Annotated in this window: 28 protein-coding genes; 9 read left to right on the top strand and 19 right to left on the bottom strand. The window is 63.9% G+C overall.

The features are described from left to right. Position 1 precedes the first annotated feature (1 nt). From ABIB91_RS23985 to ABIB91_RS23940, 10 genes are all read right to left on the bottom strand, one after another. Complete coding sequence (locus ABIB91_RS23985; RefSeq protein ID WP_354163921.1) at positions 2-706, bottom strand: glutathione S-transferase family protein; 705 nt, start codon at positions 704-706, stop codon at positions 2-4. Positions 707-799: 93 nt separating this feature from the next. After that, entirely contained in the window at positions 800-943 is a 144-nt protein-coding gene (locus tag ABIB91_RS23980) for a hypothetical protein (protein ID WP_354163838.1), read from the bottom strand. Positions 944-1,057: 114 nt separating this feature from the next. Further along, positions 1,058-1,723 (bottom strand): DUF429 domain-containing protein, encoded by a 666-nt coding sequence (locus tag ABIB91_RS23975; RefSeq protein ID WP_354163840.1) that lies wholly within the window; start codon positions 1,721-1,723, stop codon positions 1,058-1,060. Between the two features lie 34 nt (positions 1,724-1,757). Beyond that, positions 1,758-2,105: a carboxymuconolactone decarboxylase family protein gene (locus ABIB91_RS23970; RefSeq protein WP_354163842.1), complete on the bottom strand. Its 348-nt coding sequence runs from the start codon at positions 2,103-2,105 to the stop codon at positions 1,758-1,760. A gap of 3 nt (positions 2,106-2,108) precedes the next feature. Beyond that, entirely contained in the window at positions 2,109-2,630 is a 522-nt protein-coding gene (locus tag ABIB91_RS23965) for an RNA polymerase sigma factor (protein ID WP_354163844.1), read from the bottom strand. After that, a complete protein-coding gene (locus ABIB91_RS23960) occupies positions 2,627-2,836 on the bottom strand; it encodes a YgaP family membrane protein (protein WP_027517471.1) in 210 nt (69 codons plus the stop codon). The genes ABIB91_RS23965 and ABIB91_RS23960 overlap by 4 nt, the downstream gene beginning before the upstream one ends. Positions 2,837-2,934: 98 nt before the next feature. Beyond that, positions 2,935-4,119, bottom strand: coding sequence for a serine hydrolase domain-containing protein (locus tag ABIB91_RS23955; RefSeq protein ID WP_354163847.1), 1,185 nt, complete (start codon positions 4,117-4,119; stop codon positions 2,935-2,937). Positions 4,120-4,194: 75 nt separating this feature from the next. After that, the gene (locus ABIB91_RS23950) at positions 4,195-4,887 is read right to left on the bottom strand and encodes a GNAT family N-acetyltransferase (RefSeq protein ID WP_354163849.1); all 693 of its coding nucleotides are present in this window, start codon (positions 4,885-4,887) and stop codon (positions 4,195-4,197) included. 4 nt (positions 4,888-4,891) lie between these two features. Beyond that, positions 4,892-5,239 carry a Lin0512 family protein gene (locus ABIB91_RS23945; protein ID WP_007592122.1) on the bottom strand — a complete coding sequence of 116 codons (348 nt, stop codon included), beginning with the start codon at positions 5,237-5,239 and terminating at the stop codon, positions 4,892-4,894. Positions 5,240-5,421: 182 nt separating this feature from the next. Further along, positions 5,422-7,086, bottom strand: coding sequence for an acetolactate synthase large subunit (locus ABIB91_RS23940; protein WP_354163851.1), 1,665 nt, complete (start codon positions 7,084-7,086; stop codon positions 5,422-5,424). A 171-nt stretch (positions 7,087-7,257) separates the two neighbouring features. Between ABIB91_RS23940 and ABIB91_RS23935 the strand changes: the two genes are divergently transcribed. The 3 genes from ABIB91_RS23935 to ABIB91_RS23925 all read left to right on the top strand — a co-directional run bounded on the left by ABIB91_RS23935 (position 7,258) and on the right by ABIB91_RS23925 (position 9,002). Next, positions 7,258-7,611 carry an MmcQ/YjbR family DNA-binding protein gene (locus ABIB91_RS23935; RefSeq protein WP_354163853.1) on the top strand — a complete coding sequence of 118 codons (354 nt, stop codon included), beginning with the start codon at positions 7,258-7,260 and terminating at the stop codon, positions 7,609-7,611. A 74-nt stretch (positions 7,612-7,685) separates the two neighbouring features. Continuing rightward, the gene (locus tag ABIB91_RS23930; protein WP_354163855.1) at positions 7,686-8,558 is read left to right on the top strand and encodes a bifunctional helix-turn-helix transcriptional regulator/GNAT family N-acetyltransferase; all 873 of its coding nucleotides are present in this window, start codon (positions 7,686-7,688) and stop codon (positions 8,556-8,558) included. A 57-nt stretch (positions 8,559-8,615) separates the two neighbouring features. Beyond that, complete coding sequence (locus ABIB91_RS23925; RefSeq protein ID WP_354163857.1) at positions 8,616-9,002, top strand: ester cyclase; 387 nt, start codon at positions 8,616-8,618, stop codon at positions 9,000-9,002. 22 nt (positions 9,003-9,024) lie between these two features. On the opposite strand, the gene ABIB91_RS23920 is transcribed toward ABIB91_RS23925, so the two are convergent. From ABIB91_RS23920 to ABIB91_RS23910, 3 genes are all read right to left on the bottom strand, one after another. Further along, complete coding sequence (locus ABIB91_RS23920; protein WP_354127948.1) at positions 9,025-10,245, bottom strand: MFS transporter; 1,221 nt, start codon at positions 10,243-10,245, stop codon at positions 9,025-9,027. Between the two features lie 271 nt (positions 10,246-10,516). Further along, entirely contained in the window at positions 10,517-11,095 is a 579-nt protein-coding gene (locus ABIB91_RS23915; protein WP_354163860.1) for a DUF308 domain-containing protein, read from the bottom strand. A gap of 105 nt (positions 11,096-11,200) precedes the next feature. Next, positions 11,201-11,785: a TetR/AcrR family transcriptional regulator gene (locus ABIB91_RS23910; RefSeq protein ID WP_354163862.1), complete on the bottom strand. Its 585-nt coding sequence runs from the start codon at positions 11,783-11,785 to the stop codon at positions 11,201-11,203. A gap of 76 nt (positions 11,786-11,861) precedes the next feature. Between ABIB91_RS23910 and ABIB91_RS23905 the strand changes: the two genes are divergently transcribed. The 3 genes from ABIB91_RS23905 to ABIB91_RS23895 all read left to right on the top strand — a co-directional run bounded on the left by ABIB91_RS23905 (position 11,862) and on the right by ABIB91_RS23895 (position 13,309). Further along, entirely contained in the window at positions 11,862-12,359 is a 498-nt protein-coding gene (locus ABIB91_RS23905) for a peptide deformylase (protein WP_354163864.1), read from the top strand. 106 nt (positions 12,360-12,465) lie between these two features. Then, positions 12,466-12,879 (top strand): GFA family protein, encoded by a 414-nt coding sequence (locus ABIB91_RS23900; RefSeq protein WP_354163866.1) that lies wholly within the window; start codon positions 12,466-12,468, stop codon positions 12,877-12,879. Between the two features lie 25 nt (positions 12,880-12,904). Then, complete coding sequence (locus ABIB91_RS23895; RefSeq protein WP_354163868.1) at positions 12,905-13,309, top strand: MAPEG family protein; 405 nt, start codon at positions 12,905-12,907, stop codon at positions 13,307-13,309. Positions 13,310-13,344: 35 nt separating this feature from the next. On the opposite strand, the gene ABIB91_RS23890 is transcribed toward ABIB91_RS23895, so the two are convergent. From ABIB91_RS23890 to ABIB91_RS23880, 3 genes are read right to left on the bottom strand one after another with little or no spacing between them, the layout of a single operon-like run. Continuing rightward, entirely contained in the window at positions 13,345-13,707 is a 363-nt protein-coding gene (locus ABIB91_RS23890) for an ArsR/SmtB family transcription factor (RefSeq protein WP_354163870.1), read from the bottom strand. Further along, on the bottom strand, positions 13,707-14,369 hold the full coding sequence (locus tag ABIB91_RS23885; RefSeq protein WP_354163872.1) for an SRPBCC family protein: 663 nt from the start codon (positions 14,367-14,369) through the stop codon (positions 13,707-13,709). The genes ABIB91_RS23890 and ABIB91_RS23885 overlap by 1 nt, the downstream gene beginning before the upstream one ends. 56 nt (positions 14,370-14,425) lie before the next feature. After that, positions 14,426-15,223 (bottom strand): AraC family transcriptional regulator, encoded by a 798-nt coding sequence (locus ABIB91_RS23880; protein WP_354163874.1) that lies wholly within the window; start codon positions 15,221-15,223, stop codon positions 14,426-14,428. Positions 15,224-15,472: 249 nt separating this feature from the next. Here ABIB91_RS23880 and ABIB91_RS23875 point away from each other — a divergent pair, with 249 nt between their 5' ends. Next, positions 15,473-17,023 carry a carboxylesterase/lipase family protein gene (locus tag ABIB91_RS23875; RefSeq protein ID WP_354163876.1) on the top strand — a complete coding sequence of 517 codons (1,551 nt, stop codon included), beginning with the start codon at positions 15,473-15,475 and terminating at the stop codon, positions 17,021-17,023. 7 nt (positions 17,024-17,030) lie between these two features. Here ABIB91_RS23875 and ABIB91_RS23870 read toward each other — a convergent pair whose 3' ends face one another. From ABIB91_RS23870 to ABIB91_RS23860, 3 genes are all read right to left on the bottom strand, one after another. Then, positions 17,031-18,290, bottom strand: coding sequence for a serine hydrolase domain-containing protein (locus ABIB91_RS23870; protein WP_354163878.1), 1,260 nt, complete (start codon positions 18,288-18,290; stop codon positions 17,031-17,033). Positions 18,291-18,402: 112 nt separating this feature from the next. Beyond that, positions 18,403-19,161, bottom strand: coding sequence for an SDR family oxidoreductase (locus tag ABIB91_RS23865; RefSeq protein ID WP_354163880.1), 759 nt, complete (start codon positions 19,159-19,161; stop codon positions 18,403-18,405). Positions 19,162-19,251: 90 nt separating this feature from the next. Next, the gene (locus ABIB91_RS23860) at positions 19,252-20,133 is read right to left on the bottom strand and encodes an AraC family transcriptional regulator (RefSeq protein WP_354163882.1); all 882 of its coding nucleotides are present in this window, start codon (positions 20,131-20,133) and stop codon (positions 19,252-19,254) included. A gap of 220 nt (positions 20,134-20,353) precedes the next feature. Here ABIB91_RS23860 and ABIB91_RS23855 point away from each other — a divergent pair, with 220 nt between their 5' ends. Then, the gene (locus ABIB91_RS23855; RefSeq protein ID WP_354163884.1) at positions 20,354-20,800 is read left to right on the top strand and encodes an Rrf2 family transcriptional regulator; all 447 of its coding nucleotides are present in this window, start codon (positions 20,354-20,356) and stop codon (positions 20,798-20,800) included. A gap of 139 nt (positions 20,801-20,939) precedes the next feature. Continuing rightward, entirely contained in the window at positions 20,940-21,584 is a 645-nt protein-coding gene (locus ABIB91_RS23850; RefSeq protein ID WP_354163886.1) for an NADPH-dependent F420 reductase, read from the top strand. Positions 21,585-21,606 lie beyond the last annotated feature (22 nt).

Genomic DNA, 21,606 nt, shown 5'->3' with positions numbered 1-21,606 from the left:
CTTACGGCCGCTTCGGAATGTTCAGCCCGCGCTCGACCGCCGGACGCGCCAGCCCGCGTTCGAGCCAGGCGGCGACGGATTTGAACTGGCTGAACTCGACGAGATCGCCGGCGCCGTAGAAGCCGATGAGGTTGCGCACCCAGCCGAGCATGGAGATGTCGGCGATGGTGTAGTCGTCGTCCATGAACCATTGCCGGCCGGCAAGACGCATCTCCATCACCCCGAGCAGCCGCTTGGCCTCGCCCACGTAGCGCTCGAGCGGCCGCTTGTCCTCAAAGTCCTTGCCGGCGAATTTGTGGAAAAAGCCGACCTGGCCGAACATCGGCCCGATACCACCCATCTGGAAATGCAACCACTGGAGGGTCTGGTAGCGGCGCGCGGGATCCTGCGGCAGCAGCTTGCCGGTCTTCTCCGCGAGGTATTGCAGGATCGCCCCGGATTCGAACAGCGGCAGTGGCCTCCCGCCGGGACCGTCGGGATCGAGGATCGCCGGGATCTTGCCATTCGGATTGAGCGAGAGGAATTCCGGTGTCTTCTGGTCGTCCTTGCCGAAATCGACGAGATGGACTTCGTAGGGAAGCCCGATCTCTTCCAGCATGATCGAGACCTTGACGCCGTTCGGCGTCGGCAGCGAATAGAGCTGGAGCAGCTCCGGGTGCTTGGCCGGCCAGCGCTTGGTGATGGGAAAGGCGGACAGATCGGACATCAGGACCCCGGCTTCGTTCATGAGATGCCGCCTAGTTTAGGCAAGCGGACGAACGACGCAAGGTCGAGTGGTCAGATCATTTTCCCGCACAGGTCACAACGGCCGCAGCGAATGGTTGGTGGCGTGCATCACATCGCGCTGCGAGCGTTGCTCGATGAAAAGTTGGCCGGTGACCAGCAGTGCTCCGGTGAAGACGAGCGCAAGCATCGCGGTCGCGAATTGACTGCCATCCCTCATCGGACGAGCTTCTCCGTGTTCGGTTCGCACGAGGAACGCAGGCCAGCCGTCGTCTGTTCCTGCAAGCTTCAAATAAATTGCAGCTTTTTCCCGGCCCCTCGCACGCCGACAGCCTCAATAATTGATCTCCATCCGCAAGCCCCTCGGGTCGGTCTCCTCTCCGCCGAACCTCTGCGTGCTGTCGCGTGCCGCGATGGCGCAGGCACAGGCGTCGATGAGATCGTTACGGCCGATGCCGGTGCCGTGTCGTTGAGTCAGCCATTTCGGCAAACGCGCGAAGCCGCGCTGCTCCAGGAGTGCGATGCGCTGCTCGCGGCCCTCTGCCGAGGCCTTCTTTGCGAGCCGGGCCCGCCCAGCCAGATTCCAAAAAATCAATTCCGGATGCGCTTCGCCGATGGTCGCCTGCCGCTCCGGCGTCATGATCTCGTCGACGTCCCTGATCTTGTCCCTGATGTTCCAGAGCTGCGCCGACACGCCCCTGCCCTTGCCCTCGCGCTCCCAGTAGTGCCGGTTAGCTGCAGCCATATCGGCAAATCGCCAGAGGTCACGGCGCGCGCCGAGAAACACGGCGGGACCAACCAGCTCGCGCGCCCGCAAATCGCAGATGCGGTATCCGCTCCATTTCAATCCGATCGGCATGTCGATCATCGCGCGTGCATGCGGCAGCGCGAGCAGCCGCGCGAGACCCGGCGAATAGTCGAACCCGTGATCGCCGCGGTGGTCGATCCAGGCGGCGACCCAGCCGAAGCGAAATCCGTCAAGGCCGAGATAGTTTGGCAATTTCCTGATCCCCGACGGACATCTGCCCGCTCCTTTATCCGGGTTCCTCGCCCCGATGTCGCTCGAACAGGCGCTGCGCCAACAACGCATGGCCGAGCGTGCTGCCGGCGCGAACCGCCGCCGCAATCAGCGCGGCTTCCGCGATTTCTTCGCGCGTTACACCGGCCTTCACCGCTTGCGCCGTGTGCACATCGAGGCAATAGGCGCATTGCGTGGTGAGCGCGACCGCGAGCGAGATCAGCTCGCGATATTTTGGCGGAATCAATCCGTCCTTGCGCTCGACCGCGTGCTTGAACGCAAGGAACGCGTTGGCCTCGACCGGCGCGAGCGCCACGAAGCCTGGGATGGATTTCAGATCGTCAGGGCTTTGATAATCGCTCATGGCTCATCTCGTCAGGTATTCGCGCATCAGAGCGCGGGCGCGATGCAGGCGTGCTTTCACGGTCTGCCGGGTCGCACCGAGTGCGACGGCGATTTCGTCGATGGTCATTTCCTTGACGTCGCGCATCAGCGCGACGTCGCGGTAGTGCGGCGGCAGCGCCTCGAAGGCCGCCGCGACGTCGAGCCGCAAATCGGCCTCAGGACGCGACAACAGCAGCGCCTCCGCCTCTGCGTCGTCGATCGCCGGCGCAAGGCCCGCCTTGCGGGCGAGCCGCAGGCATTCGCGGCGGACCACACTGAACAGCCAGGCCGAAAATGCCAGCCACGAGCGGATGGTGCCGACATGGCGAAACAGGATCCACAGCGCCTCCTGCATCGCATCCTCGGCATCCGCCGAGCTGCGACAGGTGGCGCGGGCGTAGCGGCGGATGTTCGGCTGCGCCATCTCGAGCAGAGACGCGATCGCCTGGGGATCGCCAAGGCGTGCGGCCTCGAACAGGTCCGGCGAGATCACAGCGGCGCTCACGACACGCCTCCCCTTCCGATACCGGCCATCGCGCACATCGGACAATAGCCGACGAGGCCGGTCAGTGCGAAGCCGGCGCCGCCGAGCGCAACCAGCCACGCCGCGGCGCCGGTAAGATACACGAATGCCGCGACGGCCACCGCGACGCCCAAGGCGATCCGCACGGCCTGATGCAGGCCCCCGATGTTCTTCCTGTAAAATGCCATCACATCCTCCGACATAAGCCGAAGCAAAATGCCTCGACCGTCAAGAGAGGGCGCGACGACCGGAAAGGATTCGCGGCAACATGCAGTTTTTTTCGCGATCAGCCTCCGACGGCCTGATAGGCCAGACGCTTGAATTCGAAGAAAAACGGATTCCAGAAGCCCATGTAGCGCTGCGCCATCAGCACGCCGGCGGTATTGGCCTGCGGGCAGATCCACCAATGGGTGCCGGCAAGGCCGCCCCACTGGAATTCGCCGGTCGAATTCGGGGGATCGAACGGCGTCGGCGCGAAGGTGACGGCGCCGCCGAGGCCAAAGCCCTTGCCGGGGATCGGGCCGAGATTGGCGAAGCGGATGTTCTCGCCGGCGGGCAACTGGTTCGTCATCATCAACCGCAGCGTCTCCGGCTTCAGCAGAGCATCCGAGCCGGGGAGCAGCGCCCGTACCAAAGCAAGCATGTCGGGCAAGGTCGAGACCAGTCCGCCGCCACCCGACAGCCGCGGGAATTGCCGCCGATAGGCCTGCGGATAAGGCAGGTCGTCGGCCCGCGTGAGCCCGGGCTTCATGGGATCGAGCACATCCGTGCCGTTGTAGAGCGCGACCAGCCTGCCCTGCTGCGCGTCCGGCACTTGGAAGCCGGTGTCGGTCATGCCGAGCGGCTCGAAGATGCGCGTCTTGAGGACGGCGTCGAGCGGCTTGCCGGAGACGACCTCCACGACACGCCCAAGCACGTCGGTCGCAACCGAATATTCCCAGGCCGTGCCGGGATGAAAGGACAGCGGCAGACCGGCGAGCTGGTCGATCATGCCGGTCAGCGGCGTCAACGGATTGAGAACGCGCGCCTCGTTATAGGCTTTGAACAGCACCGTACCGGGATCGAAGACGCCGTAGCTGAGGCCGGAGGTGTGAGTCAGAAGCTGCCGGATCGTGATCGGGCTCTTCGCCGGTTCGACGTCGGCAAGGCTCAAAGCGCCCGGCTTCAGAACCTTGCGATTGCCGAGTTGCGGCAGGAATTTCTCGACAACGTCATCGAGCCCGATGCGGCCTTCCTCGACCAGCAGCATGATCGCGCAGGTGACGAAGATCTTGGTATTGGAGAACGCACGAAAAATGTGATCGGGCCGCAGCGCGGTGCTCGCCTCGCGATCGGCGAAACCGACGCATTGCTGATCGACGACCTCGCGGCCCCGCAGCACCGCCCAGGATGCACCCGGAATGATCTCCTGATCGACGTAACGCTGCATTGCCGTCCGCGTGGCGGAAAAATCAGGTGTTCTGGCGTCCATGTGCTTCCCCCAATGATGGTTGGGATCGATATAGCGTGAATTCGCCGGATATGAAGCCTGACCGGACGGCGCGGCTCATTCCTGCTTCATGAACGCAGTGACGTGCAGGCGGCGCCGAATCCACATCCCCTGCCGCTGGTACAGCGCGATGGCCGATGAGTTGCTCGAGAACACGTGCAGGAACGGAATTTCGCCGCGCGCCTCGATCTGGCGCGCGACCGCCGCCAGCAGCGCCTGCGCGTAGCCCCGGCCGCGATGGTCGGGGTGGACGCAGACTGCCGTCATCTCGACGAAATTGCCCGGCTTCATGCGCTCGCCGGCCATTGCGACCAATTCGCCGCCGGCGCGGATGCCGAGAAACGTCCCGAGTTCGTGCGTGCGCCGCGCGAATGGACCGGGCTTCGTCAACTCCGTCAGCGCCAACATGGCGGGAACGTCGGCGGCACCCAGCCGGACAATCTCGGCATCGCGAAGCGGACTGTCGGCCGGAGAGCCGATCATCTGCTCGCCGGTCTCGGCAAGGACGACCTTGAAGCCGGCGGGAACGTCGACGGCCTCCGGCGTGAACAGCGCGGCGACCTGCGAGCCCGACAGGAGATCACGAAGCGCGGCAAAGCTCGCCTCGGACATGTCGACCATGTCGGCAAAGGGCGTCATGTCCACCGGATAGCGCAACGCTCGCGGGCCACCCTCGGCCAGATGTTTGTGGCTGGTCGTCAGCGCGCTCCAGATCGGGCGATCCAGCAGCGTCAGGTCACCGGCGGACACCGTCTCACTCCTTCTCGAAGCTGACGATGACGGCGGCATTGGCGATGAGGATAGGATCGTTGCCCTGTTCGGGGGCCGAGGGAATCTCTAGCCCGCCCTTCACCGCGTTGACGGTGACAGTGCCGTAAGGCAGCTCCTTCGCGACCGCGTCCTTGTCGACGGCTTCGGGATTCGGCACCGCAATCGTGACGTCCACGAACATGTCGTTCGCAGTCTTGTCGATCATCCGGAAGAAGCCGAGGCTCGAATGCCTGATGGCATCAGACACGGCACGCTTCGCCGCCTTGGTGGCGTCCCTGCCGTGGACGTCGACGCCCATGCCCATCTCGGTGATACAGCGAACGCGAGCCATGTTCTTATTCCTGTGGTTGATTGGATGATATGGACGCGACTTGTTATCGTATTCAGGCCGGCCCGCATACTCCGTCATTGCGAGGAGCAAAGCGACCAAACAATCCAGGCCGCCCCCGCGGAGACAACCTGGATTGCTTCGCTTCGCTCGCAATGACGCGGGGGCAGCAGCATCGCACAAACTCACGCCTTCGACTTCTCCCTCGCCCGCAGCTCCTCAACGAGCACCCGCACATTCTCCGAATAATCGATCGGGATCACGACCAGATGCACGCCGCCCTCCTTGAAGGCGGCATCCAAGGTCGGGCCAAAGCTGTCGATGCTCTCGATGCGATGTCCTTTCGCTCCATAAACCCTCGCGTACAGGACGAAATCGGGATTGCCAAAGGTCATGCCGAAATCGGCGAAGTGATCGACGGCCTGCTTCCAGCGGATCATGCCGTAGGCGTTGTCCTCGAGCACCAGCACGACGAGATTGAGCTTGAGGCGGACGGCGGTCTCCATCTCCTGGCTGTTCATCATGAAGCCGCCGTCGCCGGCGACCGCGAGCACGCGGCGCTCCGGATAGAGCATCGCGGCCATCATCGCCGACGGCAGCCCGGCGCCCATCGTCGCCAGCGCATTGTCGAGCAGCAGCGTGTTGGCGACGCGGGTGCGGTAGTTGCGCGCGAACCAGATCTTGTACATGCCGTTGTCGAGCGCGACGATGCCGTTCTCCGGAATGACCTGCCGAATGTCGTGCACGATGCGTTGCGGCGTCGGCGGCCAGCGCGCTTCTGTGGCGCGGTCGGCGATCTGCGTAAGGATCTTTTCGCGCAGTGGCAGCAGCGCGGCGGCTTGCGGCAGCTTACCTTCGAGCCGGTCGGCGAGCAGCTCCAGGCTGGGGCCGACGTCGCCGACGACTTCCGCATCGGGAAAATAGACCAGCTCGACGCTGGCCGGTGTGTAGCTGACGTGAATCACCTTGGGGCCCGATGGTCCCATGATAAAGGGCGGCTTCTCGATCGGGTCGTGACCGATCGCGACGATCAGATCGGCGGAGTCGATCGCGTCATGAACGTAGTCGCGCTCGGACAGCGCGGCGGTGCCCATGTAGAGATTGGTGCCGCCGGGCACCGTGCCCTTGCCCATCTGCGTGGTGAAGAAGGGAATGCCGGTCCGCCGCACGAAGCTGGCGATGCCGTGTGTCGCGCGCGGCCGGCTGGTCGCAGCGCCCATCATCACCAGCGGATGCTTCGCGGCCAAAATCATCTCGGCGGCGCGGTCGAGCGCGGCGCGATGGGCGACCGGAATCTCGATCGGATGAACCGGGATCACCGGGACCTCAGGCACTTCATCGCCTGCGATATCTTCGGGCAGTTCGAGATGCACGGGCCCCGGCCGCTCCTCCATCGCCACGCGAAACGCATCGCGGACCACGGTTGGGATGCTGGAGGCGCTGATGATCTGCCGCGACAATTTCGTCAACGGCTTCATGGTGGCGACCACATCGACGATCTGGAAACGCGCCTGCCGGCTGCTCATGATCGGCTTCTGGCCGGTGATCAAGATCATCGGCATCGCACCAAGATGCGCATATGCCGCGCCCGTCGACAGATTGAGCGCGCCCGGGCCGAGCGTCGAAAGACAAACTCCGGGCTTGCCGGTCAGCCGCCCATGCGTCGCGGCCATGAAGGCGGCTGCCTGCTCGTGACGGGTCAGGATCAGTTCGATTTTGGAGGTGCGCAACGATTCCACCAGATCGAGATTCTCCTCGCCGGGCACGCCGAAGATGCGGTCGACGCCTTCGTTCTCCAGCGCCGCGACGAACAGGTCGGATCCTTTTGCTTTGCGTTCCTGCCCACTCATGTCGCCTCCCGGTCACAATGTCGGCTCCCGTGTTCCACGGCAGCCGGCACATGGTAACGGTCCGCGGCGCGGGCACAACTCACAAAGAGGCGCGCAACCGCACCATCCTCGTGGCGACAACGCTCGTCCCTCTCGTGTCCTTGCCGCGTGCGCTGTGCTATCGCTCGGGCGATGACTCCCAATACCTTCGAAACCCGCTGCCTGCGCCTGCCCGCCGTCACCAAGGTGGTGCAGTGGGAGGGCACCTCCGTGTTCAAGGTCGGCGGCAAGATGTTCGCACTCGGCGGCGGCTTTGCCGCGTGCTCCGGCGGCTACATGTTCAAGGTCTCGAACATGGCCTATGCCATGCTGATTGAGCACGGCCTTGCGCGGCCGGCGCCCTATCTGGCGCGCGCCAAGTGGGTGCAGCTCGTCGGCAACAACGCGCTATCAGACGCCGAGCTCACGAGCTATCTGGCGCAGGCGCACGCGCTGGTCGCGGCGAAACTCACGCGGAAGTCCCGCAAGGCGCTGGGCCTCGAGTGAAGTGCAGCCGGTGCCGAAGCGAAAGCCTGCGCTGATTGACATCGATGATATGCCTGACTAAAGTCAGATATATCATGCTCGACCCTGTTTCCCGCGTCCGCCGCTTCAACCGTGCCGTCACGTCCGCTGTCGGTGCGCTCGACACGTCATTCCTGGGGCGCGGGCGGCCATTGGGGGCGGCGCGCGTGCTCAACGCGATCGGGCATGGACGTTCGGACGTGGCCGAGATCCGCGACTATCTCGGCCTCGATTCCGGCCTGATGAGCCGCCTGCTCCGCAGCCTCGAGGACGAGGGGCTGGTCGAGACCATTGCGCATGAGGAAGATGCGCGCCGCCGCGTGGTATCGTTGACTCGTGCGGGCCGGCGCGAGTTCGCGGCCTATGAAGCGCTGTCGAACACGCAGGCCGAGGGCTTCCTTGCCCAGCATTCACAACGCGAGGCGCTGCTGGCGGCGATGGATTTGATTGCTTCCGCATTGACGCGCGAGCGCGTCACGCTGGACGAGATAGATCCGCGGAGCGAACAGGCCCGTTATTGCCTCGGCGAATATTATGGCGAGCTCGGCCGCCGCTTCAAGCAGGGCTTTGACGTCTCGCTGTCGCGCGATCCTGACGCCAAGGATATGCGCCGCCCGCGCGGCACGTTCATCGTCGCGATGTCGGACACGCTGCCGGTCGGCTGCGTCGGGCTGAAAGGCACGGATCACGGCTATGCCGAGATCAAGCGTCTGTGGGTCGCACCGGCGGCGCGCGGATTGCGGCTCGGCCGGCGCCTGATGGACGCGAGCGAGGATGTCGCGCGCGGGCTCGGCATCAAGCTGCTGCGGCTCGACACCAACAGCGCGCTGGCGGAGGCCGGCCAGCTCTACCGAAGAAGCGGCTGGAGCGAGATCCCCCGCTTCAATGACGATCCCTACCCGGACCTGTTCTTCGAAAAACGTCTGTGAGCGCGGGCGCCGATCGCCCCGTTGCCGCGTTATGGCCGGAGCCGCAGGAGCAACGCCATGACCAGGTCCGACCTCGCCGACATCTACCGCAATTACATCGCCTGCCTGAACCGGCAGGATTGGCCCGCGCTCGGACAATTCGTTCACGATGACGTCGTCCACAATGCGCGACCGTTCGGATTGTCCGGCTATCGTGCCATGCTGGAGCAGGATTTTCGCTCAATTCCCGATCTGCATTTCAACATCGAGCTGCTGGTCTGCGATCCGCCCCAAATCGCCTCCCGGCTGACGTTCGATTGCACGCCGGCTGGAACGTTTCTGGGGCTGGATGTGAACGGCAGGCGCGTGTCCTTCTGCGAAAACGTGTTCTATCAATTTCGCGACGGAAAAATACGGCACGTGTGGTCCATCGTCGACAAGCCCGCGATCGAGGCGCAGCTCTAGCGCTGCGCCTCGATGAACCTGCTTACGCCGCCGCCGGCGCCAACTCCGCTCGCGGCTTCGGGAACGGCTTGAAATTCATCGCCATCAGGAAGGCGCCGAGGCCCATCGCCCAGGAGGCGATATAGAGCCAGGCGTAGCTCGAGAACGCATCGTAGATCAGGCCGCCGGCGAGCGGGCCCGTGGCCATGCCGAGACTGCCGGCCATCGCGGTGCCGCCGATCACCGTGCCCATCATCTTGAGCGGGAAGTTCTCGCGGATCAGCACCGCGTAGAGCGGCATGGTGCCGGCATAGATGAAGCCGAAGACGGCCCCGACGGCGTAGAATGTCGTGAGCTGGTGCGCGAAGACATAACCCAGCGCGCCGAACGCCTGCAACAGCAGGCCCGAGACGAGCACGCGCTTGGCGCCGAAGCGGTCACCCATCAGGCCGAAAGCGATGCGCCCGCCGAGGCCGGCAAAGCCCTCGATGCTGTAGATCGTCACCGCCGCAACCAGCGGGATGCCGCAGCTCACGGCATAGGAGACGGTGTGAATGATCGGGCCGGAATGGGTGGCGCAGCAGAAGAAGTTAGTGGCGAGCAGGATCAGGAATTGCGGCGAGCGCAGCGCCTCCCCCATCGACATCTCGCCTTGCCCGGCGCCCTCGCCCGCAGGCGCGGCCACGGCGTGCGCGAGCGCCGGCGGGCGGCGCACCAGGAACGAGACCGGGATCATGATGGCGCCAACCACCAGCGCTACGATCTGCATCGCGGTGCGCCAGTCATGGTTGGAGACGAGCCAGGCCGCGAGCGGCGCCATCGTCATCGGCGCCATGCCCATGCCGGCCGACACCAGCGAGACCGCGAGGCTGCGATGGGTGTCGAACCAGCCGGTCACGGTCGCCATCATCGGCGCGAAGATCGCCGCACAGGACGCCCCGACCAGAAGGCCGAAGACGAACTGAAACGCCAGCAGCGAGGTGGCGTGGCTCGCCGCGAACAGGCTCACGGTCAGCACCGTCGATCCCGTCAGCACCACCGGCCGCGGCCCGAACCGGTCCGTCAACGTGCCCCAGGCCATGCTGGTGAAGGCCATCGCCAGAAAGCCGATCGTCATCGCGCTGGAGATGCCGGTCACCGACCAGCCGGTGTCCTTCGCGATCGGCTGCAGGAACACCGGCAGCGAAAACATGCCGCCGATGGCGACGCAGCCGAGCAAGCCGCCCGCGGCGACGATCACCCAGCGATAGGAGGAAGAGTTCATTTTTGGTCTCCCGTCAGGTCTGTCTGGGTGGAAGACGAATGGGAACATGGTGGACCGACAGGCCGACGCAAGTTTTTGCGGCAGGCTTTTGTGACCTGCCAAACAAAAACGGCGAAAACAACCCCATGCACAGTAGCCGGGCGCTTTGGTATCAAGGACTTACAGCGCAGCCCTTTGCCGTGCGAGGAACCGCCGTTTGACTCGTCGGGCAAAACACCTGCATCATGGCATCATCCCGCCGCTATCGATCTCGTCCCCTCGCGAACAGGCTTCAAGCAGCCACGCCGCGCCGCCACTCGCCGACCGTGAGCCAGACCGCAGAGACCAGGAAGTAGAGCGCACCGACGGCGGCATAGCCCGCGACATTCGCGATCGACGGAACCGCGGGCATCGTGGCCTGAAAGATGAAGAAACCGCCCGCAAGCGCCGACTGGCCACCACTGAGCACCATGGCCCATTGAGCGCCAAAACTCCGCCAGCGGCGGATGGCCGTCCCCAACTGCAGCAGTCCGGACAGAATTGCCCATGCCCCGAAGATACCGAGCACCCGGTTCATGCTCATCTGCAAGGTCACAAGCACCGCTACGGTGGTCGCCAGGCTGACGACAACGTTCAGAGCCTGCGTGCGGCTTTGAGCGAGCCTGCCGCTGCGAACCGCGTCCGCGAAATTGGCGGCGGCGTCCCATGCGGGATAGAGGACGAGCAAGGCGCCGGCGATCACTGGAGAAGAAGCCGCGGCGGCAAACGCAGCAGCGACCCAGGCAATCGAGAATGCCGCCCGCACGAAGTAGTATTGCTTCAGCCATCGCTCGCGGTCGGTATGAACCGGATCCAATTGATATCGCGCCATTGCAGTCTCTCCTATACCTACTAGTTGGTAGTTTTCTTACACATAGCGAAACCGACTTCGCTCCAGCCCGCTTGCGGCCTGTCGCCATTGCTTCGCTGATGTCTCTCAATGCTTGTTGGCCAGCCGGTCCAGCAGCGGGGTGGTGATCACACCGAATATTTTTGGATCGCCATAGGCACGCGCCGACAGCATCGCGCCGTGAATGGTCGCCATGAATCCTTCGGCCTCGATTCGGGCCGTGCCGGAGAGTTTGAGCTGCCCTTTCCGCTTGCCGCGCTCCATGACGGCCGTCAGCCAGGAAGCCAGGGAGCGGAAGTGCGCACGGACTTCGAGCGCAACCTCCTCCGGCAGGATCGGAAGCTCGCTGGCCAGCAGCGCGCACACGCAGAACGGCGCCGTCGCATCATTGATGCACGCCTTCCAGTACGCGACATAGTTTTCGAGCTGGCCGCACGGATCAGGGACATTGCGCTCGAGCGCGGACAGTCCCGCCTCGGCTTCGGCGCGGTAGCGCGACACGAGGGTGCGGACCAGATCGACCTTGCTGGCGAAATGGTGGTGGATGCTTGGCTTGCGGATGCCGACAACATCGGCCACGTCGGCATAGCTGAAACCGTTATAGCCGCCCGCGATGATCAAGCTGCGCGCGCAGGCCAGGATGTCGTCGGCAGTTGAGGAGACGTTGGTCATGGGCCTTAGCTACCTTCCAGTTGGTAGGGCGTCAAGAACGGGATGCTTCAACCATCCGTGAGTGCTAGGAGCCTGCATGACCATTCGCCCGATCGTCCGCTATCCCGACCGCCGCCTCGCGCTGCCGGCCCGCCCCGTCACCGCGTTCGACGCCGGTTTGCGTGAGCTCGCAACGGATTTGCTCGAGACCATGCGCGCCGCGCCCGGCATCGGCATCACGGCGCCGCATGTCGGCGTGCCCTTGCGCGTCGTCGTGCTCGAACTCGACCCGAAGGACGGACCGCGGACCTACGTCAATCCGGAGATCGAATGGGCCTCGCCCGAGATGATCATGCATCGCGAGGGCAGTGTCTCGATGCCCGGCGTCAACGACGACATCCAGCGCCACGCGCGCGTGCGGATCAGCTATCAGGATCTCGACGGCAACGTGCACAGCGAGGATTCGGAAGCCTTGCGCGCCGTCTGCCACCAGCACGAGATCGACCAGCTCGACGGCATGTTCTGGATCCAGCGCCTGTCGCGGCTGAAGCGCGAACGGCTGGTGAAGAGGTTTGAGAAGATGTCGCGCGAGTGAGCGGGCCGGCAAAGATCTTGTGTGAAATCGCGCCGGCTGCTCGATGTGGCGAAATCAAACCAGCCTGATATGATTGGAACGGTCGGCCCCGTCGGGAGGGAGACGAATGACATATTCAGGTCGTTGCGCCTGCGGCGCGGTTTGTTACACCATTGCGTCCGCGCCGATCCGCGGCTTCCAATGTCAGTGCAGCGACTGTCAGCGCGATACCGGCAGCGGCCACAGCTCCATCTTCGTGTTCGCGCGCAGCGCAGTCTCGGTGACAGGCGAGGTGCGCGAAATCGAGCGCACTGCCGACAGCGGCGCGGTCAAGCACAAGGGATTCTGTCCGAGCTGCGGCTCGCCGATCTACAACAAGCCGGACGAGAAGCCGGAGTTCATCGGCATCTATGTCGGCACACTGGACGATGCCAGCACGTTCAAGCCGTCCGTCGTGCTGTTCTGCTCGCGCGGATATGCCTGGGATCACCTCGATCCCGAGATTCCCAAACTGCCGGAATGGCACCCGGGATCGCGCTGATTTCTTGCAGATTGGGGGACAGCCAATGGCGATGAGCTTTGAGCTATCGATGCTGGCCGCCGCAATCGTCTGGGGCTTCGTACAGCTTGTCGCCGCCGCGCAAGCCGCGAACCTGCAGTACGGCCTCAGATGGGCTGCGAGCCCGCGCGACAACGAGATGCCGCCGCTCAAGCCCATCCCCGGCCGCCTCAACCGAAATTTCCGCAACTACATGGAGACGTTTCCGTTCTTTGCCGCAGCGATCCTCATCTCTCACGCCGCAGGCGTTCACAATGAGCTGACTTATTGGGGATCGATCGCCTATCTTGGCGGACGCATCGCCTACACCGCGCTTTACTTATCCGGCATACCGCTCGTCCGCTCACTGTTCTGGAATATCGCCAGCTTTGGCATGCTTGCCGTTTTGGCAGCGGCTTTCGTGCCTCACTGATGCGGCGCGATAGCGACTTTGCCTTTGCCGCGCCATCACGCCCGCTTGCCGCTCCGCTTGGTCATGGGCGCGTTACGACGCTCGCGTTTGCCGCGCGCAATTTCCGTCGCCAGCGCATCCAGCTTCGGCTCCCAGAAATTGCGGAACTGACCGACCCATGCATCCACCGCTTGGAGCCCCGCAGCATCGACCGAATAGAGCCGTCGTTGCGCCTCCGCGCGAACCGTGGCGAAGCCGCTCTCGCGCAGCACCTTGAGGTGCTGCGACACGGCGGCCTGCGTGATCCCGAACTCCGCCCCGATCACTTCGACGACCTTGCCGGAGGCCATCTCGCCGGGCGCAAGCAGCTCGAGGATGCGACGGCGGACGGGGTCGGCGAGGACCTCGAAGATTTGCATCACCTTCCTGTGCCCGGATGCACCACGTCGGGCGGCGTCTCGCCGCGATAGAAGGCGATGGTGCGGTCGGAGCGCTGCTTCGCGGAGGCAGGATCCACGCCGCTTGCGACATGTGCTGCGCGCCAATACTCGCCGCTGCTCGTCATGAATTCCTTGCCCGCGGAAGAGCCCATCCATGCCTCGGCCGTCTCATGGTCGACCGATGCCCCGGTCGCAACATATCGCTCCAGCCCCGCAATGGCGAGATCCCAGCCGATCCCGACTGCCCCTGGACCGAACTGATTCCAATGATCCTCGATCATCGCCGTGTGCTCAAGCGTCAGCCGCGCCTGGCTTCGTTCTGCCGACAGCTTGACATCGATCCAGCTCATCGCGCCGCCGAATTCCCAAGTCGCCGCAAAATGGGTCGGCGGCGTACACGCCGTGATGGTCCCGCCGGCATTCCCCTTGAGCTGGTACTTTCCGCCGAGCCGGAGATCTCCCTCGACCGGCAAGAACCAGCGCGGAATGCGTTGTTCGCTGGTCACTGCGTCCCAGAGATCGTCGACGCTGGTTTCGTAAAGCCGCGTCAGTGTCACCGCACTGGCCGCTTTCCCGTCCTTCTCGAAATTCCTCACCGAACGCGTAACCAGCCCCAATACCCTGACGACGTCGATCTCCATGGCGCTCCTCCTCGTCGTTTCGTGCCAGGATGAATATCGGTTGAAGCTAATATAAGTCAACTCTTATATTCAGGGAAAATGCCGCTCAGATATTTCCCCGGCGGTTTTCCGAGCGCCTTCTTGAACATGGTGATGAAGGCCGCGACGGAGTCGTAGCCGAGATCGGCGGACACCTGCTGGACGCTCGCGCCGGACGTCAGCTCCCGCAAGGCGACGATCAGATGCAATTGCTGGCGCCAGCGCCCGAAGCTCAAGCCCGTCTCCCGGACGACGAGACGCGCGAGGCTGCTCTCGCTCAGCGCGACGCGATCGGCCCATTCGGCCAGCGTCCTGCGATCGGAAGGGTTTTTCGCCAGCGCTGCGGCAATCTTCTTCAACCGCGGCTCGGGCGAGAGCGGCAGATGAAGCTGCTGAACGGGCATGCGGGGAAGCTCGCGCAGAAGGACGCTTGCCAGAAGGTCCACCCTCGCCTCGTCATCCGCGATCTGATCGGACAATTCGACGATCACTTCACGCAGCAGCGGGGAGATCGAGAGCGTGCAGCAACGATCCGGCAGGTCCACGCGGTCAGGCTCGATATAGACGAAGAACAGCCGGGCATTTTCTGTCGCGAGGTTGCTGTGCTGCATGCCCCCGGGCACCCACACTGCGCAATGCGGCGGCACCATCCACAGACCGGTGGGAATGCGGCATGTCACGGCGCCTCCCAGCGCAAAGACAAGTTGCCCCTTCCGGTGCCTGTGATCGGGCACCTCGCCCTTAGTCCCGATCACGTCGACGCGCACGGCGATAACGGGCGCGGAGACATCATCCACGTCGAGATCAGGCCATGGAAAACGGAGCGGCTGCCGCATGCTTGCCGGTTTTTAGCAATCGATTGGCAGAATATCTAAATCGAGCGAACAAGAAAGTCGATAGGATCTCGGCGTGGCAGCGGTTTCGCTGTGGCCATCCTTCGAGACGCCCGCATCGGCGGGCTCCTCAGGATGAGGTCTTGTTTCGCGGCGCAATCGCAAATCCTCATGGTGAGGAGCCCGCTCTCAGGCGGGCGTCTCGAACCATGAAGGACACGCTCTGTGTGCGATTGCCCTGGAGATGTCACCATGCATGGTTCCACAAGTGTGACAGCAGCCAAGCTGCAACGCGTGGTCCGCACGCAAGCAGGCACCCTGCGTGCCGGTCCGCGCGATGCAAGCGGCGTGATCGCGTTCAAAGGCATTCCCTACGCAGCACCGCCGGTCGGGCCTCTGCGTTGGTGCGCACCGCAGTCGCCGACGCCCTGGGATGGCGTGCGCGATGCGCTCGTGTTCGGCGCGGGGTGTCTGTCGGCGCTCGAAAACGACCAGCGGCCGGGGCCGCGTGACGAGGATTGCCTTTATCTCAACGTCTGGACCGCGGCGAAGCACGCGGACGAGAAGCGGCCCGTGATGGTGTGGATTCACGGCGGCGGCTTTCAGTTCGGCTCCTCGGCCAATCCTGCAACCGATGGCAACGCGCTAGCAGTGAAAGGTGTCGTCGTCGTCAGCTTCAACTACCGCCTCGGCATCTTCGGCTTCCTCGCCCATCCCGATCTCGACATGGAGGCGCCGTCAGGCAATTACGGCCTGCAGGATCAACTGATGGCGCTGCGCTGGGTCAAGGCCAACATCGCCGGCTTTGGCGGCGACTCCGATAACGTCACCCTGTTCGGCGAATCCGCCGGCGCCATGGCCGTCGGCATCTTGATGGCCTCGCCGCTCGCGCACGGACTGTTTCACAAGGCCATTGGACAGAGCGGCGCGTTCTGGGATGGCAAGCACGGCCCACTCCAGGGCTTTGAAGAAGCCCGCGCGCGTGGTCTGGCTTTTGCCCGGCAACGGGGCAACGGGTCGATCGCAGTTTTGCGCAGCATGCCGGCCGATCGATTGAATGCAGCCGCGCCATGGAGTTTCAGGACCAGCCCGGTCGTGACGGCCTTCTCGCCGAGTATCGATGGTCATGTTGTGCCTGATGTGCCCGCACGGCGATTCCTTCGCGGCGAACAGATGCACATCCCGCTGCTGGCGGGCTGGAACGCTGCCGAGGAATTTCCTTTCCGTTCGCAGTCACTCCCCGATCAATCGGCACAAGACTTTCTCGCCGCGGCCCGGGCGACGTTCGGCAAGGAGCGCATGGCCGATTTCCTGAAGGTCTATCCCGCCGCGACCGACGCGGAGGCCAGGACTTCCGCGGCGGCGCTTAACGGCGACATCGTGGTCGGCGAGCAATGCTGGCAGTGGCTGCGTCTGCATCGGCGCGGGGGACAAGCGCCGGTCTACGGCTATCACTTCAGCTATACCTCGCATTACACGCCGATCGCCTCGCACGTCACTGAGATCCCGTTCGTGTTCGGCACACTCACACCGCAACAGGTGATCGGCAGCTCGGCACCGCCGGCCGAAGAGGACCGCGCGCTGGCGCGGACCATGATGGCCTATTGGGTCAATTTCGCCGCGCATGGCGATCCCAACGGATCGGACCTGCCACCCTGGCCCGCCTATGACGAGAACGACGTCGTGCAGATCCTGGGCAAACCGATCGAATCCCGCCCCAATCCGCAAGCCGCCCGCTTCCGCTTCCTCGATAGCTTCAGGCAGGACGGCATTTTGCCGATGCGCTGGCGGGAGCTGCCGTGAGGCGGCCTCACCCGCCCGCCATCAGCTGCTTCGCCAGCGCCATGTAGGCCGGCAGCGTCACGGGGTCGTTGGCGGCGTTGCCCGCTACGGGGTGCGAGGCGTAGCGCGCGATCACCATCTCGGCCTTGGGATCGATATAGATGCCCTGGCCGTGAACGCCGCGCGCCATATAGGCGCCGTGGGCGTTGTGCGTGACCCACCATTGATTGCGATAGGACGCACCTGTTAGCGTGGTGTAGCCGGCCGGCTTGAATTTTTCGGGATCGCCGCCGCGCGCGATGTCCTCGACGACAGACGAAGGCACGATCTGCCGGCCGTTGAAGCGGCCGTGATTGCGCATGGTCTCGCCGAAGCGGGCGAGGTCGCGCAAGGTGGTGGAGAGGCCGCCGCCGCCGCTTTCGGTGCCGATGCGATCAACGTGGTAATGCGCGTCTTCCTCCGCGCCCATCGGCTGCCAGATGCGCTCGGAGAGAAAATCGGACAACGTCATGCCGCTGACGCGCCGGATGATCCAGGCCAGCACGTCGGTGTTGACGGTCTTGTAGGCAAAGGCCTTGCCGTGCTCGCCCTGCTTCTTCTGCGCGACCAGGAAATCGAAGATGGTGGTCGCACCGTCATAGCCGGGTGGAATCGGCGCCATGCCGTTGGCGCGCCGCAGTCCCCACACATGCGAGTTCTTGTCGGTGTAGACTTCGGTGTATTCGAGCCCGGTGGTCATATCCATGACCTCGTGCACGCGCGCATCGCCGAAGGCGTTGGCCTTCAGCTCAGGCACATACTCCGCGACAGGCGCCTGCGGATCGATCTTGCCCTCGGCGACCAGGATGCCGGCGAGCACGCCCGTGAACGACTTCGTCACCGACATCGCGATATGCGGCTTGTGCGGCTTCAACGCGCCGAAATAGCGCTCATAGATCAGCTTGCCCCGGTGCAGCACGGCGATGCCGTCGGTGTAAGTCTCGTCGAGCATCTTCGCGAACGTGATGGGACGCCCGTCCATCGTGACGCAGGCGACCGCGCCGATGTCGTGGTCCTCGCGCGGCAGCGCCGACGCAGGCCCCGCCCCGCGCCAGACGTTCACGGTCGGCACCAGCTGGCGGATGTTGCTCCATGCCCAGCGCAGCTCGGGGAAGCTGCGGAACGAACCATCCTGGAAGCTGATGATGCGGTCCGGAGACGGCGGGAAGCCTTTCATCCAGCCGAGTGTTTCGGGATCGGTTTCGGCGGCGGTCGCGGGCGACTGACTCGCGGCGGTGGCGGCGGACATGAACGGCGGGCTCCGGAAGCGAACGAGATAGATTTCGTATCATGGCGATGAGTGGCGAACATCCCGTGTTTGCGCCGAGGTGACCGTCGTCGTGCGCTTGGCGGGTTCGTCGTCACGTCAGGCGGACCGACATGCCGCCATCAACCGTCATGGGGCTTCCCGTCATGAACGATGCCCGGTCGCTCAGGAGAAAAACCGCCGCCTGCGCGATCTCCTTGGGACTGGCCATCCGCTTCATCGGGTGGAGCCCGGCGATGAAATTCAGGGCGTCGGGATTTCCTTCGCCCGCCGCCGGGGTGATGGTCCCGCCAGGCAGTAGCGCGTTGACGCGAATGCCTTCGGCCGCATGCTCGGCGCCCAGCGATTGAGCCAGGCCGATCAGTCCTGCCTTGGTGGCTGCGTACGCCGCCATTCCCGGCATGCCGCCGTTGCTGAACCCAACGAAGGACGAGGTGAAAACGATCGAACCGCCGCCCTGCTTGCGCAGCGCCGGGATCTGCGCCTTTGCGCTGAGGAACGCCGAGGTGAGATTCACCGCGAGCACATCGGTCCAGTTTTCGACGCTCATCTCGGGGACCGGCGTCATCTCGCCGACGATGCCGGCATTGTCGAAAGCGCCGTCAAGCTTTCCGAACGTCGTGACGGCGTGCGCGACAAGGCGGGCTGCGTAGCCGGTGTCCCGAACATCGCCCGCGAGAAAAGTCGCGCGGCCTCCGGCGCTCTTGATGCTTGCAACAACGGCCTGCAGCTCGGGGGCGCGGCGCGCCCCGAGCACCACATCGGCGCCTTCGGACGCGAACAGCGACGCCGCGGCAGCACCGATACCGCTGCTGGCGCCGGTTATAATGATCGTCTTGTTTGCCAGTTCCACCGCGACCTCTCCTGATGTCAAGTACAAGCCAACAAGACATCGGGCATCTGCCGGCCGCCACCCGTTTCCCGGGTCAGGCGCCGCCAGGGGTTATTTCAGCGGCAGAAAAACGTCCGCGACCGTCTCGTGCTCCGGCACCTCCGGGAAGAAGCTCAGCCGCTGGCAATAGATCGGGAAGTCGCGGGCTTCCTCGCCGCTGGCCGGAAGCCAGTCGCGATAAAGAAAGAGCGCGGCCGGCTCGAGATTGTCGGTGTAGCCGACGACGCGCAGCACCGCGCAGCGTCCGCCGGGGATCGTGCCGGCTTTGATCTTTTCGCCGTTCGCCGCGATCGGCTGGTCGGTCCCGACGCAGAGGTCCGTGCTGTACTCGGCCGGCGAGGCAGGACGCCGCTCGGAACGCCAAACAGTGAAGGTAGGATTTGTCCTGGGGTGAAGGCCGGCGGCCTTGCGCCACGCGATGAACCGCCGGATCGTGTCACCAAGTGTCTCGGGGCTTCCCCGATGCTCCATGATTGCCACCTTGGTGGGTTGCACATCGCGGATCGTCACGTCGTCGATGGTAAAGGTCTTCTGCATGAGCTTGCTCCTCGCATTGTCGAGAGGCCCTAAGGCCGCAAGCCACGGCTCCCAGTCGGGAGACTTCCGGAAGGACGACGGCGATTGCCCGAACCGTTGCCGAAAGGCGCGAGCGAAGGCATCCGGTGCATCGTAACCGGCATCCATCGCAATCTCCGTCACATCAAGGGCGTCCATATAGGCTAGTTGATGCGAAGCGCGCTTCATGCGGGCCAGCTGGACATAGCGATGCACTGATAATCCGAAGGTTGCCGAGAACTGCCGGTGGAAATGATACTTTGAGAAAGCCGCAACAGCACTCACCGTGTCCAGATCCAGATCACCGTCGAGATGCCGATCGATATGATCCAGCACCCGTCGCATCCGGTCCTGATAGTTTTGCAGCGCCGCCTTCATCGTCCCTCCTCCGTGGCGGCTCCATCTAGTCGCTGACGGCAATGATTTGCTCGACCGATCTTGCGGTTCGGCATGGATCCCGTCGACCCCATTTGTGGGCGTGATGAGCGCCTGCGCAAGGATCAAGACGGCGGCAACTTTCGCCGGGATCGCGCAAAGGGAGTGTGTTGACACCGCCGAAAGTGTGTAATAGTGATGGTTACACACAAACGAGATCGTCATGCCGACCAGCACCCGCTTCGCCGTTGCCGTTCATATCCTCACAGGACTTGCCGTGAGCGACGGAAAGCCGCTGCGGTCGGAGGATCTGGCCCGGTCGGCCAACACCGGCGCGGTCGTCATCCGCGGGCTGTTGTCCCGCCTGAGCGATGCCGGACTGACGCGTTCGCAGCTCGGAGCGGGTGGCGGCTCCTTGCTGGCGAAACCGGCGAAGAAGATACGGCTGCTCGACGTCTATGCGGCGGTCGAGGACACCGAGCTGTTTTCGCTGCACCGGACCCCGCCTTGCGAGAGTTGCGCGGTGGGCGGCAACATCATTGCGGCGATACAACCCGCCCTAGACCGAGCGCGCAAAGCGCTCGAGGCTGAACTCGCAAAAACGACAGTGGCGGATGTTGCAGCCGAGGTGGCGCGGCTGGGCAAGTTCTCCATTCCGCTCGCCTGGTGATTTGTTTTGCTCTTAAATGTAATCGTGTCATCGACACATAATATCTTCAATGCCGAACGGCATCGATCAGTAACGACCGACCAGCCTTCGGGGCGCTGGCGGTCCTTCTTTCAAGCCCCTCACCTCACAGGAGTCCATCATGAGTATTGGTATCATCGGTTCTGGCGCCCTCGGCTCGAACCTCGCACGCGCTCTCGCCAGGAAAGGCATCTCGGCCACTATCTCCAACAGCCGCGGACCGGAATCGCTGGCGTCGCTGATTCAGGAGTTCGGCCCTTCAATCAAGGCCGGCACCGTGCAAGAGGCAGCCGGCGCCGATATCGTCATCGCCGCCATCCGCTGGACTGATGTGGAGAAGGTGTTCAGCCGCTTGCCGGCCTGGAACGGTCGCATCGTCATCGACGCCACCAATCCGGTGGAATTCCTCGATCCCAACTCGGCGGATGCGAAGGACCCGAGCAATCCACTGGCGGCCTACGGCATCAAGGCCGTCGATCTCGGCGACAAGCATTCGAGCGAGATCTTCAGCCAATTCGTTCCGGGCGCCCGCGTGGTCAAGGCGTTCAACCATAACGACGTTGCGGCGCTGTCGGAGCCGGAAGCGGCGGGTGGCCGGCGCGTGCTGTTCTATTCGGGTAATGACGCTGCCGCAAAGGCAGAGGTCCGCAAGCTCATCGAAGACACCGGCTTCTTCCCGGTCGATTTGGGATCGCTCGACGTCGGCGGACGATTGGCAACCCTGCCCTTCGGCGCGCTGGCCGCGCACAATTTCATCAAGATATAGCAGGCGCCGGAACGAAAATGGG

This window comes from Bradyrhizobium sp. JR4.3, from assembly GCF_040547695.1.
GTDB classification, from domain to species: Bacteria; Pseudomonadota; Alphaproteobacteria; order Rhizobiales; family Xanthobacteraceae; genus Bradyrhizobium; species Bradyrhizobium canariense.
This window is presented reverse-complemented; position numbering and strand designations above follow the sequence as displayed.